This is a genomic window from Arenimonas sp., assembly GCF_035312645.1.
Lineage (GTDB): Bacteria > Pseudomonadota > Gammaproteobacteria > Xanthomonadales > Xanthomonadaceae > Arenimonas.
Window position 1 is genome coordinate 1 of record NZ_DATGBO010000108.1, and the last position, 15870, is coordinate 15870.

At 63.7% G+C, this 15870-nt stretch carries 14 protein-coding genes; 10 read left to right on the forward strand and 4 right to left on the reverse strand.

What is annotated here, in order from left to right; genetic code table 11:
- On the forward strand, nt 1-593 hold a 593-nt coding region (locus VKM35_RS10130), incomplete at its 5' end, for a hypothetical protein (protein WP_324320899.1).
- Between the two features lie 21 nt (nt 594-614).
- Here VKM35_RS10130 and VKM35_RS10135 read toward each other — a convergent pair.
- Both VKM35_RS10135 and VKM35_RS10140 read right to left on the reverse strand, forming a co-directional pair.
- Nucleotides 615-1631 (reverse strand): GlxA family transcriptional regulator, encoded by a 1017-nt coding sequence (locus VKM35_RS10135; protein ID WP_324320900.1) that lies wholly within the window; start codon nt 1629-1631, stop codon nt 615-617.
- A 7-nt stretch (nt 1632-1638) separates the two neighbouring features.
- On the reverse strand, nt 1639-2055 hold the full coding sequence (locus VKM35_RS10140; RefSeq protein ID WP_324320901.1) for a hypothetical protein: 417 nt from the start codon (nt 2053-2055) through the stop codon (nt 1639-1641).
- Nucleotides 2056-2258: 203 nt separating this feature from the next.
- On the opposite strand from VKM35_RS10140, the gene VKM35_RS10145 reads away from it, so the two are divergent.
- A complete protein-coding gene (locus VKM35_RS10145) occupies nt 2259-3071 on the forward strand; it encodes an NRDE family protein (protein WP_324320902.1) in 813 nt (270 codons plus the stop codon).
- Nucleotides 3068-3946 (forward strand): DMT family transporter, encoded by an 879-nt coding sequence (locus tag VKM35_RS10150; RefSeq protein ID WP_324320903.1) that lies wholly within the window; start codon nt 3068-3070, stop codon nt 3944-3946. Before VKM35_RS10145 ends, VKM35_RS10150 begins: the two co-directional genes overlap by 4 nt.
- Before the next feature lie 50 nt (nt 3947-3996).
- Here the strand turns inward: VKM35_RS10150 and VKM35_RS10155 are convergent, their stop codons facing one another.
- Nucleotides 3997-5478, reverse strand: coding sequence for a glycosyltransferase family 39 protein (locus tag VKM35_RS10155; protein WP_324320904.1), 1482 nt, complete (start codon nt 5476-5478; stop codon nt 3997-3999).
- Nucleotides 5479-5627: 149 nt separating this feature from the next.
- Nucleotides 5628-6236: an OmpW/AlkL family protein gene (locus VKM35_RS10160; RefSeq protein ID WP_324320905.1), complete on the reverse strand. Its 609-nt coding sequence runs from the start codon at nt 6234-6236 to the stop codon at nt 5628-5630.
- A 217-nt stretch (nt 6237-6453) separates the two neighbouring features.
- On the opposite strand from VKM35_RS10160, the gene VKM35_RS10165 reads away from it, so the two are divergent.
- The 7 genes from VKM35_RS10165 to VKM35_RS10195 form a co-directional block, all read left to right on the forward strand.
- A complete protein-coding gene (locus VKM35_RS10165; RefSeq protein ID WP_324320906.1) occupies nt 6454-7242 on the forward strand; it encodes a DUF2884 family protein in 789 nt (262 codons plus the stop codon).
- Between the two features lie 174 nt (nt 7243-7416).
- The gene (gene aceF, locus VKM35_RS10170; protein WP_324320907.1) at nt 7417-8751 is read left to right on the forward strand and encodes a dihydrolipoyllysine-residue acetyltransferase; all 1335 of its coding nucleotides are present in this window, start codon (nt 7417-7419) and stop codon (nt 8749-8751) included.
- A 9-nt stretch (nt 8752-8760) separates the two neighbouring features.
- A complete protein-coding gene (lpdA, locus tag VKM35_RS10175) occupies nt 8761-10572 on the forward strand; it encodes a dihydrolipoyl dehydrogenase (protein ID WP_324320908.1) in 1812 nt (603 codons plus the stop codon).
- Between the two features lie 21 nt (nt 10573-10593).
- Nucleotides 10594-11547 carry a sodium:calcium antiporter gene (locus VKM35_RS10180; RefSeq protein WP_324320909.1) on the forward strand — a complete coding sequence of 318 codons (954 nt, stop codon included), beginning with the start codon at nt 10594-10596 and terminating at the stop codon, nt 11545-11547.
- Nucleotides 11534-12769, forward strand: a complete 1236-nt coding sequence (nhaA, locus tag VKM35_RS10185; protein WP_324320910.1) for a Na+/H+ antiporter NhaA — start codon at nt 11534-11536, stop codon at nt 12767-12769. Before VKM35_RS10180 ends, nhaA begins: the two co-directional genes overlap by 14 nt.
- On the forward strand, nt 12766-13593 hold the full coding sequence (locus VKM35_RS10190; RefSeq protein WP_324320911.1) for an SDR family oxidoreductase: 828 nt from the start codon (nt 12766-12768) through the stop codon (nt 13591-13593). Before nhaA ends, VKM35_RS10190 begins: the two co-directional genes overlap by 4 nt.
- 235 nt (nt 13594-13828) lie before the next feature.
- Nucleotides 13829-15870: DUF1302 domain-containing protein (locus VKM35_RS10195; protein ID WP_324320912.1), on the forward strand; the 2042-nt coding region annotated here is incomplete at its 3' end.

The following is a 15870-nucleotide window of genomic DNA, read 5'->3' on the forward strand; positions in this document are numbered from 1 at the left end:
CGCATCTGCTATTTACGTTCGGCGTCGGCAGCATCGTGTTACTGGCCTGTCTATGGCAGTTGCGGTCGGTGCAGCCGCTGGAATGGCTGACGGTGCCGCTGGCGCTGGCCTACGCCAATCTCGCCGAATACCTGGGCCATCGTTTTCCGATGCACCGACCGTTTCGCGGGCTGGGCCTGATCTACAAGCGTCATTCCGGCCAACATCATCGCTTCTTCACCGACGCGGCGATGCTGATCGACGATCGTCGCGACCTGCGTGCGGTGTTGTTTCCGCCGGTGCTGGTGATTTTCTTCTTCGGGCTGTTCGGCGTGCCGGTGTGGTTCGCGCTGGCCTGGCTGTTGTCGAACAACGTCGCCTGGCTGTTCATCGCCTCGGGCCTGGCGTATTTCCTCAACTACGAAGTGCTGCACCTGGCCTATCACTTGCCCGAAGAGCACTGGCTGGCGCGGCAGGCGCTGGTGCGGCGCCTGCGCTGGCTGCATCGCCTGCACCACGATCACGGCCTGATGGCGCACGCGAATTTCAACATCACCTATCCGGTCTGCGACTGGCTGTTCGGCAGTCTGCGCCGCGATGCGCGCGAAAGCTGAGCGCGCACCGATCATTCCACTTCAGTGCGGACGCAGCCGGTAGCGTTCGCGGTAATCGCCGGGCGTCATCGCGGTCGCGCGCTTGAACAACTTGCGGAAGCTCGCACTGTCGCTGTAGCCGCAGCGTTCGACGATCTCGTCGAAACTCAAGTGCGTGCTTTCCAGCAATGCCTTCGCTCGCTCCACACGCAGATGCTGGATGTGCTCGAGCGGCGTCACGCCGTGATGGGCGCGGAAGTGCCGCAGCAGGCTGCGTTCGCTGGTGCCGCAGTGTTCAGCCAAACCACTGACGCTGATTTCGTGGTGCAACTCGTGCTTGAGAAATTGTTCGGCCTTCTCCGACAGGGAATTGCGCGGCCGTTCCATCAACGCCTGCGTCACGTACGGCGATTGGCTCTGGCGCTCGGGATCGATCAACAGCATGCGCGCGGTCTGCTGCGCGAGTTCGTTGCCGCCAGCGCGGGCGATCAGCTTCAGCATGAAGGCCTGGATAGCGCTGGCGCCGCCAGCGGTCATCATGCCGCCGTCCTCGACCACCATCGCCTCGGCATCGAGGTTCACCGCCGGATAGCGCTGCCGGAACGCAGTCGCCAACCACCAGCTGCAGGTCGCGCGATGACCATCAAGCAGGCCCGATTCGGCGAGCAGGAAACTACCGCTGCAGGAGCCGGCGATGGTCACGCCGCGCAGATGTTGTGCGCGCAGCAGGTCGATCTCCGGCTGCAATTGCTTGATGCGTTCGATCAGCTCCTGCGGACTGCCGTGCATGATGCCGGGCAGCAGGATCACGTCGAGATCGTCGGGCGGCGCAGCCAGTCCGCTCAGCGTCAGGCCGGTCGATGTCGAAACCTCGTTCTGGCCGCGTGCGCCGAACACGACACTCTCCAATCGCAGCGTTCCGCCCGGATGGCGGATCTCGGCGAGCTTCTGCGCCACGCGCAGGGAATCGCTCGCCGAGGCGATACTCGACAACATGCAGCCGTCGATCGCCAGGATGCCGAGGCGGAAATGCTGTCCTGGCAATTTCGTCACGCTCATGTCGACCTCAGTTCTGGACGTAGACGGCGCCGGTGTTGGCGGCGAGCAGATCGAGCAGGGTTTGCGGCACGGCGAGGTCGTGGCCGCTGGCCTGGTCGCAGGTACGCAGCGCGATATGGTCGGCGGCGCCGGCAGGCAGGACGGTATCGGAAGGCGCCAGCAGTTCGAGTCGGCCGTGGCCGTCGTTCTTGAGCAGCCACAGGCCGCTGGGTACGGTGGCGCCAGTGGCGCAGCGGCCGATATCGATCTCGATGTCCTGGCCGTTGATCGGCAGCAGGCGCCAATGGCCGCTGGTCTGGTTGAGCGAGGCGGTGTACTGGCTGCCGGCGGTGTAGACGGGGCCGGTGCTGTCGTCGATCTGGGCCTGGGCGCTGCCGGCGAGCAGGGCGGCGGCGAAAGCGAGTTTGGTCAGAATGGTGTTCATGATGCGGACTCCGTGGTGGGTCGGTCGACCCGGGGTGGAGACAGCTTCCTCCCCGTCCGGATCCGCCATTAGTGGCGGAATAGACATCATACGGGTCAAATCAGCCAAATGAGGGTGTTGGAGGATCGGGGTCGCAGGTTCGTGAGTGCCATGCGGCATTCTGTACAGCCCGGCCCCGACCGCTCACCGCTCCCGGAACCCGCATGTGCCTCATCGCCCTGGCCTGGCGTTGCCATCCGCGCTTCGATCTCGTGCTCGTCGCCAATCGCGACGAATTCCATGCGCGCGCCAGCACGCCGGCACAGCGCAATGCCGAGGCGCCGCAGGTGTTCGGCGGTCGTGATCTGGACAAGGGCGGCAGCTGGCTGCTCGCTTCCGAAACCGGACGTTTCGCGGCGGTCACCAACGTGCGCGCCGGCCGCTCGCCGGAACAAGCGCCGCGTTCGCGCGGTGCACTGGTCGCGGATTTCGTCGACAGTGATATGACGCCGCAGTCGTATTTGCACCTGCTGGCGCCGGTCGCCGCGGAATTCGGCCGCTTCAATCTTCTGTTCGCCGCCGGTGACGAGTTGCATTACGCGAGCAATCATCCGGCGTTCCGCACACAGCGACTCCTGCCGGGTCTGCATGCGGTGTCCAATGGCGATATCGATGCCGCCTGGCCGAAGACCACGCGCGTGCGCGAAGCGCTGGCACAGTGGCTGCAGGCGGAGGCATCGCGTGATTCCGGATCCGATCTCGCGCCGCTGTTCGCTGCGCTCGCCGATCCGCGCAAGGCCGATGACGATCGCCTGCCCGACACCGGAGTCGGTATCGAACTCGAACGCCTGCTGTCCTCGCCGTTCATCGTCGGCGAAAATTACGGCACGCGTGCCAGCAGCATCTTGCTGGTGACAGGCGACAGCGCGCGCTTGAGCGAGCGCCGGTTTGGCCCGAACGGCAGTGCGCTGGGCGAAAGCGACCTGCACTTTCAGTGGAAGACTCCGGATCACGACCACGGCATGATTGGGTCATGAGAAGCAACAAGAATTTCCGCGGCATCGTCGCGATGCTGATCGCTGCGGCCTTGTTCTCGCTGATGGATACCGGGCTCAAGCTGCTGTCGCCGCATTATCCTGCGCTGGAAGTCACGGCCCTGCGCAGTCTGTCGTCGTTGCCGCTGGTCTGTCTTTACGTCGCCTGGAACGGCGGTTTCCGTACCATCTTTCGCATCCGCTGGCCGCTGCATCTGCTGCGCGGCGTGCTCGGCATCGGCATGCTGGCGATGTTCGCGTTCGCGTTGCGGCATCTGGCGCTGGCCGAGGCCTATTCGATCTTCTTCGTCGCGCCGATGCTGATCACCGCGCTGTCGGTGCCGGTGCTCAAGGAGCGAGTCGAGCCCGCGCGCTGGATCGCGATCGTGGTTGGCCTGATTGGTGTACTGGTGGTGTTGCGACCGACCGGCGACGGCGTGCTCACGATTGGCGGTCTGGCGGTGCTGATTGCCGCGGTCTGTTACGCGGTGTCGTCGGTGACGGTGCGGGTAATCGGCCGCACCGATTCCAGCGACAGCATGGTGTTCTGGCTGATGGTGATGATCTCGATCGGCGCCGGTGCCTTGGCGGCGCCGAACTGGCAGCCAGTGCGTTTGGAGCATGGCTGGATCATCGTGGGTATCGCAGTGACCGGATTCTTCGGCCAGATTGCGATCACCGAAGCGTTCCGCCGCGGTGAGGCCTCGGCGATCGCGCCGTTCGAATACAGCGCACTGGCCTGGGGCATCAGTCTGGATTTCGCGCTATGGCATACCTTGCCGGATCGCTACACCTTGCTCGGCGCGGCGATCATCATCGCCAGCGGCGTCTATCTGTTGCGCCGCGAGAAAGTGCACATCGAGAGCGAACATCCCTGACGTTCGCCTGCAGATGCGGCATGGCGCGTTTCGCCATCGCGGCAATCGGCTCAGGGAAAATCGCCCTTCAACGTATACACCACGCGCTCGCGGTCGCTATCGCCGGAAAGGTGCGCAAGCACGCCCAGCTTCACCGGCGTCACGCCGGCCCTGGCGGCGTCGTTGAGGAAATAGGTCTCCATGTCCGATTTCATGATGAAGACGCGGTGGCTGTCGCCGCGTTCGCGAAATTCCTCGATGACGGTGCTGTCGTAATCGGAATCGGAAATCGGATGCGGCATCGGCTTGAACGACAGGCGCTCGATATCGGCATCGAAATACAGGTTCAGGCCGTTGCGATTCATGTCTTCCACGAACAGGAATTCGCGCGGCTTGCCCGGCAGCATCGGCCGCAGCAACTCGGCGAACCGGCGCGAATCCTTGTCGGATGGCCACTGCGCGACGATGCCTTTCACGGCGATCAACAGGACCACCCAGGCAACGATCAGGATCTTGCCCAGCGTCGACCAGCGCAGATCACGCAGCGCGCCAGCCATCAGCAGGCTCACCGGTGCGAACAGCGGCAGCACGTACAGCGGCAGGCGCGAACGCGCGAGGCTGAAAATCAGCAGCGGCAGCAAGAACCAGAGCCAGAGGAAACGCTGGTCTTCAGGCAGTTGCTTCCAGCGCGTGAAGGGTTGTCCCCATCGTTTCCAAACGACGATCGCCAGCCAAGGCAACGTACCGAGCACCAGCGTCGGTAGGTACACGATCAGTGGCCCGTACCACTGCGGAAAGCGCCGCAACTTGTCGGTAGCGATGCGCGCGTACACCTCGTGACCAAGGAAATAGTCGAGCAGTCCCGGATGGCGATGGATCACTACGGCGAACCAGCCGAAACCGATCAACGCGAAGCCGAGCAATCCCAGCGGACGGAACAGCGACAGTCCAGGCTTGCGATGCGTGAAATGGAAAGCGACGAGCGCCAGCAGCGGCAGCAACGCCGGCGGCCCCTTGGTGAGGAAGGCCAGACCGAACGCCGCCCACATCGCATCGATCCACCAGCGCGGCTGTTCGCGAAAACGCGCCTGCACATAGCAGAACATCGCCAGCGTCTCGAGCGCCGCGAGCACGGAATCGGTGTTGACGGTATTGGTGGCAAGGAACGGTGCCGGGCTGCAGGCGTAGATCAGCGCGGGCAGCCAGGGCTTGTCGGGAACGAAGCGTCGGCCGAGGCCGTAAACCAGTCCGACGCTGAGCACGAAAGCCAGCGCCATCGGCAATCGCGCGCCCCATTCGTTGTAACCGAGCATCGCGACGCTGCCGGCGATTGCCCAATACGTCACCGGTGGCTTGGTGAAATGCAGGGCCTCGGCATTGCGGTGCAGCGAGATGTAGTCGCCGGTGTGCAGCATCTGCAAGGCGACGTTGGTGTAGCGGCCCTCGTCGGGCTCAAGCAGGCCGCGGCTGCCCTGGAAGGCCAGGCCGAGAAACAGCGCCAGCGCGAGCACGGCGGCGAACGGATGGCGTCGAATCAGCGGGGAAGGGAACAAGGCGGGTCTCGATTCCGATGATCAGGTCGACAGGATACTGGCTGTCCGTGTCCGCGACAAAAAAACATCACCGATGCATGCGGGCAACAAAAAAAGACGGGGAGCGCATCGCTGCACTCCCCGTCGCCGTCCACTGTCAGGAGGGTTTTTTAGAAGTTGAAGCCGGCGCTGACGCCGTAGACCAGCGGGTCGAGGTTGGCCTTGCCGGCGGCGATGCCATTGACCGCGACATCGGAACTGGCGTTGAGCTTGCGCACACTGCCGCGGACGAAGAAGCTGTCGTTGATCGCGACGTCCGCGCCCACCGTATAGGTCAGGCCGCTGCCATTGCCCATCTTGATCTGGTTGCCGGCAAGCGCACCGGTGGCTTTTTCGCCGGAGACGGAAACCCAGTCATAACCGATGCCGACGTAAGGGTTGAATTTTCCTTTCGGCAGAAAATGGTAGTTCGCGGTGAGAGCGGTCGGGCGTTGCTTGAAGCTGGCGACCGTGCCGGCACCCGTCACGTCGACGTCGTGTTTGAAGGGGGTAAGGCCGGTCCAGACTTCCGCCGACCAGTTGTCATCGAAGTTGTAGGCGAGGCTGCCGGTCGCGCCCCATTTGTCGTTGACGTCGGACGAGGCGCCGCCGAAGGTGCCGGTACTGGATTTCGGATTCGCATTTTCGTAACCGATCGTCGCCTTGAAGCCTTCGGCGTTGGCGGTTGTGGCTGCGAGCGTGGCAAGAAGGGCAAAGCAGAGCAGGGGCTTACGGGCCATGGGGGTCTCTCCGTATCGATGTTATTGGAGCCGGAACATCCCGGCGGAACGAAGGCTGGCAGCGACGCCATGAATCACCAATGAGCTTGAAAACGCTATTGCTGAACTTTCCTTTCGCGTTCACGAACCATGACCATAGTCACAGCGTCGAATAGCACGCTTGCGGGAACCAACGGCTGTGACAACCTGTCGGTCACTTCCGCGCCCGGAGATCCCGATGAAGCATTCCATCCTGTTCGCAGCCCTTCTGCTGGCTGCCGGCGTTGCGCAGGCGGGCGATCGCACGCACATCAGCACGCATAGCTGCAATGTCGATTCGCGCTATTCGCTGAGCACTTATCGCAGTGCCTTCGTGTTGAGCCGGGATAAGGGAGGCACGCCTGCGCGCATCACGATCGGCGGCGGCAAGTTGTTCATCGATGGCCGTGAAGCCGAGTTGTCGGCCGATGACCGTCAGCGCGTTGGACAGTTCGAGGGCGAGCTGCGACAGCTGATGCCGCAGGTGCAGAAGGTGACCTCGGAAGCGATCGACATCGCCTTCACTGCGCTGGTCGAAGTGGCGCGCGGCATGTCCGGCAGCCCCGATGCGACCGTCGCCAAGCTGGAGAAATCGCATATGCAGGCGCTGAAGGAAATCAATTCCCGGCCGTCGATCCTGTTCAGTCGCGACGATCACGCCGATGCCGTCGGCAAGATCATCCAGCCGATCCTCAGCGACTACGTACCCGAGATCACCGGCAGTGCCGTGACCCTGGCGATGAAGGCGGTATTCGCCAGCGACGCCGAACGCAAGGCGATCGAGGCGCGAATGGACAAAATGAGCAACGAGCTCGACACGCGCGTCAACGCCCGTGCCGAGGCGCTGGAGCCGCTGGCCGACGCGATGTGCGATCGCATGCGCCACATGGATCAGATCGACAACGCGATCACCTATCGCCTGCCGAGCGGTCAACCCTTGGAATTGCTGAGCGTTGACTCGAAAGAAACAAAAAAAGAAGCACCTTGATAAACACGGCTTCGATGCCGTTTCCCCAGCCCTCCTCTCCCCGGGAGGGCTTTTTTTTGCCCGAATGCCGCCCTGCACCCGCGGCAGCGCACGCACCATGCCCTGGCGAAGGTTGGCCGCGACCACGACTCGGGCCACAATAGCCGCCTTGTCTTGCAGGAAGCGGGGAATCCCATGGCGGAGCTCAAAGAAGCGCGCGTACCGGACATCGGCGGCAGCAAGGACGTGCCGGTGATCGAGTTGCTGGTCAAGGTCGGCGACGCCGTCAAGAAAGATCAGGGCCTGGTCACGCTGGAATCGGACAAGGCGACGATGGAAGTGCCGGCGCCGTTCGCTGGCATCGTGCGCGAACTCAAGCTCAAGGTTGGCGATGAAGTCGCCGAGGGCGCACTGGTGGCGATGATCGAGGCGATCGATGCGACGACGACCGCAGCGGTGGCGGCGCCTGTCGCTGAAAAGCCGGCAGCGCCGATATCCGCGCCCGCAACTGCTCCCGCCGTGCCCGCGCCGGTTGTCGTTTCTGCGGCAGCAAGCGCGACTCCCGCGAATGTTTCTTCGGGCACACGCAGCCCGCCGGTCGCTTTCGCCGCCGATGGCCTGATGCCCGACAAGGTGCCTTATGCGAGTCCGTCGGTGCGCGTGTTCGCGCGCGAACTCGGCGTCGATCTGGCCCAGCTCAGCGGCAGCGAGCGCGGCGGCCGCATCAGCAAGGAAGATGTGCAGAACTTCGTCAAGAAGGTCATCGCCGGCGGCGCCGCGACCAGCGCCGGCAACGGCGGCGGCCTGAACCTGCTGCCCTGGCCGCAGGTGGACTTCGCGAAATTCGGCGCGATCGAACTCCAACCGCTGTCGCGCATCAAGAAGATTTCCGGCGCCAACCTGCACCGCAATTGGGTCAGCATCCCGCACGTTACGCAGTTCAACGAAGCCGACATCACCGAGATGGAGGCCTTCCGCAAGAAGCTCGGAGAAGAACAGAAAGACGTGAAGGTCACGCCGCTGGTGTTCCTGATCAAGGCGGTGGTCGCGGCGTTGAAGAAGTATCCGCAGTTCAATGCCTCGCTGGATGGCGATAATCTGGTACTGAAGAAATATTTCCACATCGGCATCGCCGTCGACACGCCCGATGGACTGGTGGTGCCGGTGCTGCGCGATTGCGAAAGCAAAGGTCTGTTTGAACTTTCGAGCGAACTCGCTGCGATCAGTGCCAGGGCGCGCGAGAAAAAGCTTGGACCTGCCGAGATGCAGGGCGGATGTTTCTCGATCTCCTCGTTGGGCGGTATCGGTGGCACTGCGTTTACGCCGATCATCAATGCCCCGGAAGTGGCGATCCTCGGCGTGTCGAAATCGCTGACCAAGCCGGTGTGGAACGGCAGCGAATTTGCACCGCGTCTGATGCTGCCGCTATCGCTGAGCTACGACCACCGCGTGATCGACGGTGCCGCCGCGGCGCGTTTCACCGCCTACCTGGCGCAAGTGCTCGGCGATCTGCGCCGGCTGCTGGTCTGAGGACGCACGATGACGATTGTCGAAATCAAGGTTCCCGATATCGGCGGCATGAAGGCCGTGCCGGTGATCGAAGTGTTGGTCAAGCCGGGCGACAGCATTGCCAAGGATCAGGGCTTGGTCACGCTCGAATCGGACAAGGCGACGATGGAAGTGCCGTCGTCCATGGCCGGCGTGTTGAAAGAATTGAAAGTGAAAGTAGGCGATGAGGTGTCGGAAGGGCAGGTGATCGCCGTTCTCGAGAGCGCCGATGCGAGCGCTGCCGCAACGCCCGCTTCTCCCGTCGTGGGCGGGGGCGCGTCTGCGACGAAGCCTGCCGCTTCGGACGCATCCTCGCCCCAGCCCTCGCCCGGTGGGAGAGGGGAGCAAACCTCGGCTGTTTCGGCAGCCGCGCCGGCATCGGGCGCCAAAGCTGACATCGACTGCCAACTCGTCGTGCTCGGCGCCGGGCCCGGTGGCTACACTGCGGCATTCCGCGCTGCTGATCTTGGCCTCGATGTGGTTCTGATCGAGCGATACGCGCAACTCGGTGGCGTCTGCCTCAATGTCGGCTGCATTCCCTCGAAGGCCTTGCTGCATGCGGCGGAGGTGATCGAGGAAGCCAAGCACGCGAGCAGTTACGGCGTGGATTTTGGCGCCGCGAAAATCGATCTCGACAAATTGCGCGCGCACAAGGACAAGGTAGTCGCGCAACTCACCGGCGGTCTGGCTGGCATGGCCAAGGCGCGCAAGGTGCGCACACTGACCGGCGCCGGCAGCTTCGTGTCCGCCAATGAAATCGAAGTCATGACCGCCGAAGGCAGGAAGCTTGTGCGCTTCGACCAGTGCATCATCGCCGCCGGTTCGCAGCCGGTGAAACTGCCAGGCTTCCCCTGGGACGATGCCCGCGTGATGGATTCGACCGATGCCTTGCTGCTCGCCGATATTCCGAAACAGTTGCTGGTGGTCGGTGGCGGCATCATCGGTCTGGAAATGGCCTGCGTGTATTCGGCGCTGGGCAGCGCGGTCACCGTGGTCGAGTTCATGGATCAGCTGATGCCGGGCGCGGATGTCGATCTGGTCAAGCCACTTGCGGACCTGTTGAAGAAGCGCGGCGTGGCTGTGCATCTTTCCACCAAGGTCGTGAAGGTCGAGGCGAAGAAGGAAGCGCTGCACGCCACCTTCGAGGGTGAGAAGGCGCCGACGAACACGAAATACGATCGCGTGCTGGTGTCGGTGGGACGCTCGCCGAACGGCGGCAAGATCGGCGCCGACAAGGCCGGCGTGCAGGTCAGCGATCGCGGTTTCATCGCAGTCGACACGCAGATGCGCAGCAATGTGCCGCATATCTTCGCGATCGGCGACCTGGTCGGCCAGCCGATGCTGGCGCACAAGGCAACGCACGAGGGCAAGCTCGCGGCGGAAGTCGCAGCAGGCGAAAAGCGCGAATGGGTGGCGCGGGTGATTCCTTCGGTGGCCTACACCAATCCGGAAGTGGCCTGGGTCGGCGTCACCGAAACCGAAGCGAAGCAGAAGAACCTCAAGGTTGGCGTGGCGAAATTCCCATGGGCGGCGTCGGGCCGTGCGATCGGTCTGGGCCGCACCGAAGGCTTCACCAAACTGATCTTCGACGAAGCCACGCACCGGGTGATCGGCGGCGGCATCGTCGGCGTGCATGCCGGCGACCTGATTACCGAGATCGCGCTGGCGATCGAGATGGGTTGCGAGGCCGGCGACATCGGCCACACCATCCATCCGCATCCGACCCTCAGCGAGTCGGTGGGCATGGCGGCCGAGGTCTTCGAAGGCAGCATCACCGACCTGTATATTCCGAAGAAGAAATAATCGCGGGCAAGGGGAACGGGTATGGCAGGCAGCATCGGGTTCTTCGTCTTGGGTCTGGTGCTGCTGTTGCTCGGCGGCGATTCCGTGGTCAAGGGCGCGTCCGGGTTGGCGCAGCGCCTGGGCTGGTCGCCGTTCAAGGCCGGGCTGCTGTTGGTGGCGGTGGCGACCTCGATCCCCGAACTCGCCGTCAACGCCTATGCCGTCGCCAAAGGGCAGGGCGACCTCGCGCTGGGCAATGCGATCGGCAGCAACATCGTCAATATCGGCCTGACGCTGGGCGTCGCCGCGCTCGCCGCGCCCTTGTTGATCCACATGCGCCTGCTTGCTGCGGAAGTGGTGTTCCTGCTGGTCGCGACCGGCGCAACGTTTTTCTTTTCGCTCGATCACCAGATCGCGCGCTGGGAAGGCAGCGTGCTGCTGCTCGGCTTCGTCGGCATGATGGTTTTCCAGTTCGCGCGCGGCCGTCACGAGAGTGCCGATGTGCAGCGCGAGCTCACCGAGTTCGCCGAGACCCGTACCGGCTTGGTGCAGAACCTGATCCGTCTTGTGATGGCGGCAGCGGTGCTGTTTTTCGGCGCGCAGCTGGTGGTCGTGCACGCCCCGGTGATCGGTCTGGCGCTGGGCTTCGGTTCGATGCTGACCGGCTTGCTGGTGGTCGCGATCGGCACCGCCCTGCCCGAAGTGGTGACGGCCGTGCTCGCGGCGCGACGTGGCCATGCCAATGTCGTTGCTGGTCAGGTGATTGGCGCAAGTCTGTTCAATCTCTTGTTCGTTGTCGGCGGGATGGCGGTGTTCAAGCCGTTGTCGGTGCCAGTCTCGTTCACCGGTTTCGAACTGCCGGCAGCGATGGCATTCGTGCTCGCGCTGTATCCGATCCTTGCCGGCGATCTGCGCGTTAGCCGACGCGAGGGCAGCGTGCTCGTCGTGTTGTTCCTGGCCTGGCTCGGCTTCGAGTTGTTCCTTGCCTGGCGCTGAGCCCGTTACGCGCGTGTTGCCGATGCAGCGTGCGCGCGCGGCGCTGATCGATTTTCTGCGACTGGAATCGTCCGGCGGCATCCTTCTGGTGCTCGCCGCGGCGTTCGCCCTGATCGCCGCCAATTCGCCGTTGGCGCCGCATTACCATGCCTTCTTCGATCTGCCGGTGCAGTTGCGCATCGGTGCGCTCGATATCGACAAGCCGTTGTTGCTGTGGATCAACGACGGGCTGATGGCGATTTTTTTCCTGCTGATCGGGCTCGAGCTCAAGCGCGAGGTTGTTGAAGGGCAGTTTTCCGATCGCCGGCAGATCGCGTTGCCGCTGGTCTGCGCGCTCGGCGGCATGCTGATGCCGATGGCGGCGTACGCGCTGATCAATCGCGGCGATGCGCTGGCGATGCGCGGCGTGGCGATTCCAGCCGCCACCGATATCGCTTTCGCGCTTGGTGTGATGTCGTTGCTGAGTTCACGCGTACCGATGGGATTGAAGCTGCTGCTGACCGCGATCGCGGTGGCCGACGATCTCGGCGCGATCCTGATCATCGCGTTCTTCTATACCGATCACCTGTCGTTGCCGGCGCTGGCCGTCGCCGCGCTGGCCTTGCTCGCGTTGATCGCGCTCAACCGCCTGCGCGTGCTGCGGCTGTCGCCCTACCTGCTGATCGGCGCGGTGCTCTGGGTCGCGATGCTCAAGTCCGGCGTGCACGCCACGCTGGCCGGTGTCGCGCTGGGCTTCACGATTCCGTTGTCGTCGGGTCGCGGTTCCGAAGAGAATGGCCAGCACCGGCCGCTGGAAATCCTTGAACACGGCCTGCATCCTTGGGTGGCCTACGGCATCCTGCCGCTGTTCGCCTTCGCCAATGCCGGCGTGCCGCTGGCGGGCCTGAGCCTGGCCAGTCTTGCCGCGCCGGTACCGCTGGGCGTGGCCCTGGGTTTGTTCGCGGGCAAGCAGATCGGCATTTTCGGATCGGCGCTGCTGCTGATCGGCCTGGGTCTGGCGCGCCGGCCGCCTGAAGTGAGCTGGGCGTCGCTGTATGGCATGAGCATTCTCTGCGGCATCGGCTTCACGATGAGCCTGTTCATCGGCTCGCTCGCCTTCGAGGCCGGGCACGTCGACATGCTGGTGCTCAATCGCGTTGGCATCCTGTCGGGATCGCTGATTGCCGCGGTGGTGGGCTTCGTCTGGCTGTGGGTTTCCCTGCCGAAAGCGCAATCTCGATGAGCCGCGTCCTGGTCCTTGGCCTTAGCGGCCAGGTGGGCCAGGCTCTGAAGCCGCGCCTGCTCGCACGCGGGGTCCGCCTGCTGGCGGTAACGCGGCAGGCGCGACCCGCGGAAGCCGGCATTGAATGGTTGCATGCAGCACTGCCGGTATTGCCGGCGCTGCCTGCCGATATCGACACGATCCTGAGCCTGGGTCCGCTGGATGCGTTCGCCGATTGGTTCGGCAAGATCGCGCCCGCGGGAGTGCGCGTGATCGCGCTGGGCTCGACCAGTCGACAGTTCAAGCACGACTCACCCGATCCCGACGAACAGGTGATCGCTGCGCGCCTGATCGCCGCCGAGCAAGCCCTGTTCGCGCACCCGGAAGCGGCCGTCACCCTGCTGCGTCCGACGCTGATCTATGGCGCCGGCCGCGACCGCAGCCTGAGCCCGCTGATCGCTTTCGCCCGTCGCTGGGGATGGCTGGTATTGCCGCGCAACGCCAGCGGCCTGCGCCAGCCGGTGCATGTCGACGATATCGCCGAGGCGGTGCTGCGCTGTCTCGATCGGCCGGGGACTGCCGGAAAAGCCTACGACCTGCCCGGGAGCGAGGCGCTGAGTTTCGAGGCGATGGTTCGGCGCAGCCTTGAGCGGCAGGCGCCGGGCAGCCGGATCTGGCGGATTCCTTCGCCGATGTTCGGGCTCCTGCTGCGGCTGGGGCAGGCCACGGGTCGCCTGCCGGTCAATGCCCGCGGGTTTCTGGCGCGCCTGCAGCGCGATCAGAGCGTCGATCCCGGGCCGATCGAGGCCGATCTCGACCTGGTTCCGCGACCTTTCCAGCCCTGAGCCGCTGCATGCTGCTAAGCAGCACGAAAAAGAATTTCGCTTTCCGTACGCCATAGCATTGCTTCTTGGCATAACACACTTTTAATATCGGGTTAGAGTAATGCTTCAAGCACGGGGAAGTTCTTGAGCAAGCCAGCTACTCGTCCAGACACCCAAAAAAGCACTGTCCATTGCCCCGGATGGAACAGCTCCACGTCGCCCAGAATGTTTTGCCCTGATGAGAGGACCTGAAGCAATGAAATCCCAACAAACTGTTCGCGGACTGTTTGCCCGTGCACCGCTGGCCGCCGCTGTCGCCGTGGCCCTGCTCGTTGCACCGGCCGCTCAGGCCTTTGAATTCAGCAAGGGCGAGCTGACCGGCAGCCTCGATACCACCGTTTCCTACGGCATTTCGATTCGCACCGAAGCGCCCGCCGACGACCTGATCGGCAAAAGCAACTTCAATCCGTTGCTCTGCACCCAGAACATTCCGCTCGGCGGCATTCCCGCCGGCCCCGGTCGTTGCACCTCGACCGGCGGCGTCCCCGGCTCGTTCGCCCAGATCAACGCCAAGGGCCGCTTCTCGGTCAACCGCGATGACGGCGACCTGAAGTACGGCGAAGGCGATGCCTTCTCCAACGCCTTCAAGATCACTTCCGAGCTCAGCCTCAAGTACAAGACCTGGGGCGCCTTCGCGCGTGCCAACTACTTCTATGATTTCGACAACACCGATCGCAACGACCTGACCAAGGCCGCGCAGGAGAAGGTGGGCAAGGACTTCCGTCTGCTCGACGCGTTCGTCTTCCACGACTACACCATCGGCGACCACAAGGGCAGCTGGCGTGTCGGCCGTCAGGTGGTGAGCTGGGGCGAGAGCACCTTCATCCAGAACGGCATCAACGTCATCAACCCCGTCGACGTGTCCAAGCTGCGCGTGGCCGGTTCCGAGCTGAAGGAGGCTTATCAGCCCATCGACATGTTGTGGGGCTCCTTCAGCTTCACCGACAACCTCTCGGCCGAAGCCCTGTACATGCTTGAGTTCGAGGAAACCGAAATCGATCCCTCGGGCACCTATTTCAGCTCCAATGACTTCGCTTCGCCGGGCGGCACCTACGTGATGCTCGGCTTCGGCGTCGCGCCGCAGCCGGTCAACAATCCCGAGCGCTACCAGGCGACCTGCAACCCCGGCGTCAGCCCGGTGGTCGCGTCCAACAGCGATCGCTTCGCCGCCCTCAGCGCGCAGTACGGCGTGGCCACGGCAACGCAGATCATCAACATCGGTTGCGGCAGCTCCTTCCCGCGCGCCGCCAACCGCAACGCCAGCAACAAGGGCCAGTACGGCCTCGCTGTGCACTGGTTCGCCGAGAACTGGGGCAACACCGATTTCGGCTTTTACTTCCTGAACTACCACAGCCGCCTGCCGCTGCTGTCGGGCGTCGCGGTCACCACCACGTCGGCCAACAGCGGTCGCTTCTTCGTCGAATATCCGGAAGACATCCAGATGTACGGCCTGAGCTGGAACACCACGCTGCCTGGCGGCGTCGCCTGGCAGGGTGAAATCAGCCATCGTCCGAACATGCCGCTGCAGCTCGATGACGTCGAACTGCTGTTCGCCGGTCTGACCCCGCTCAACGTCGGCATTCCGCCGCAGGCGCTGAAGTTCCAGAGCCAGCTCGGCAACTTCGCTTTCGGCCAGGAAGTGCGCGGCTGGCGCCGCAACAAGGTCTCGCAGCTGCAGATGACCTTCACCAAGGCCTTCAGCCAGGTGCTGGGTGCGGATCAGATCGCCCTCGTCGGTGAAATCGGCGCGACCGAAGTCTGGGATCTGCCCGACCAATCCGTGCTGCGCTACGAAGGTGAAGGCACCGATACCGGTGGCGGTTTCGATGTCAGCAACTACACCTACTCGACCATCCCCGGCGTGGGTCCGGTGCCGCTGCAGGCGCTGCTCGCCAACCAGGGTCCGCGTGGCGGCCTGCGCAATCCGCAGACCCTGCACGACGGCTTCCCGACGCAGTTCTCGTGGGGCTATCGCATCGCCGCCAAGGCTGATTACAACAGCGCCTTCGGTACGCCGATCACGCTGTCTCCGCGTATCGCGTTTGCGCATGACGTGAAGGGCATTACCCCGGGTCCGGGCGGCAACTTCCTCGAAGGCCGCAAGTCCGGTACCGTGGGAATCGAAGCCAACTACCTCAACAAGGTGGTGTTCGATATGAGCTATAGCGCATTCTTCGGTGGCACGCCGTTCAATCAGATCGCCGACCGCGATTTCGCTTCCTTCACCGTCAAGTATTC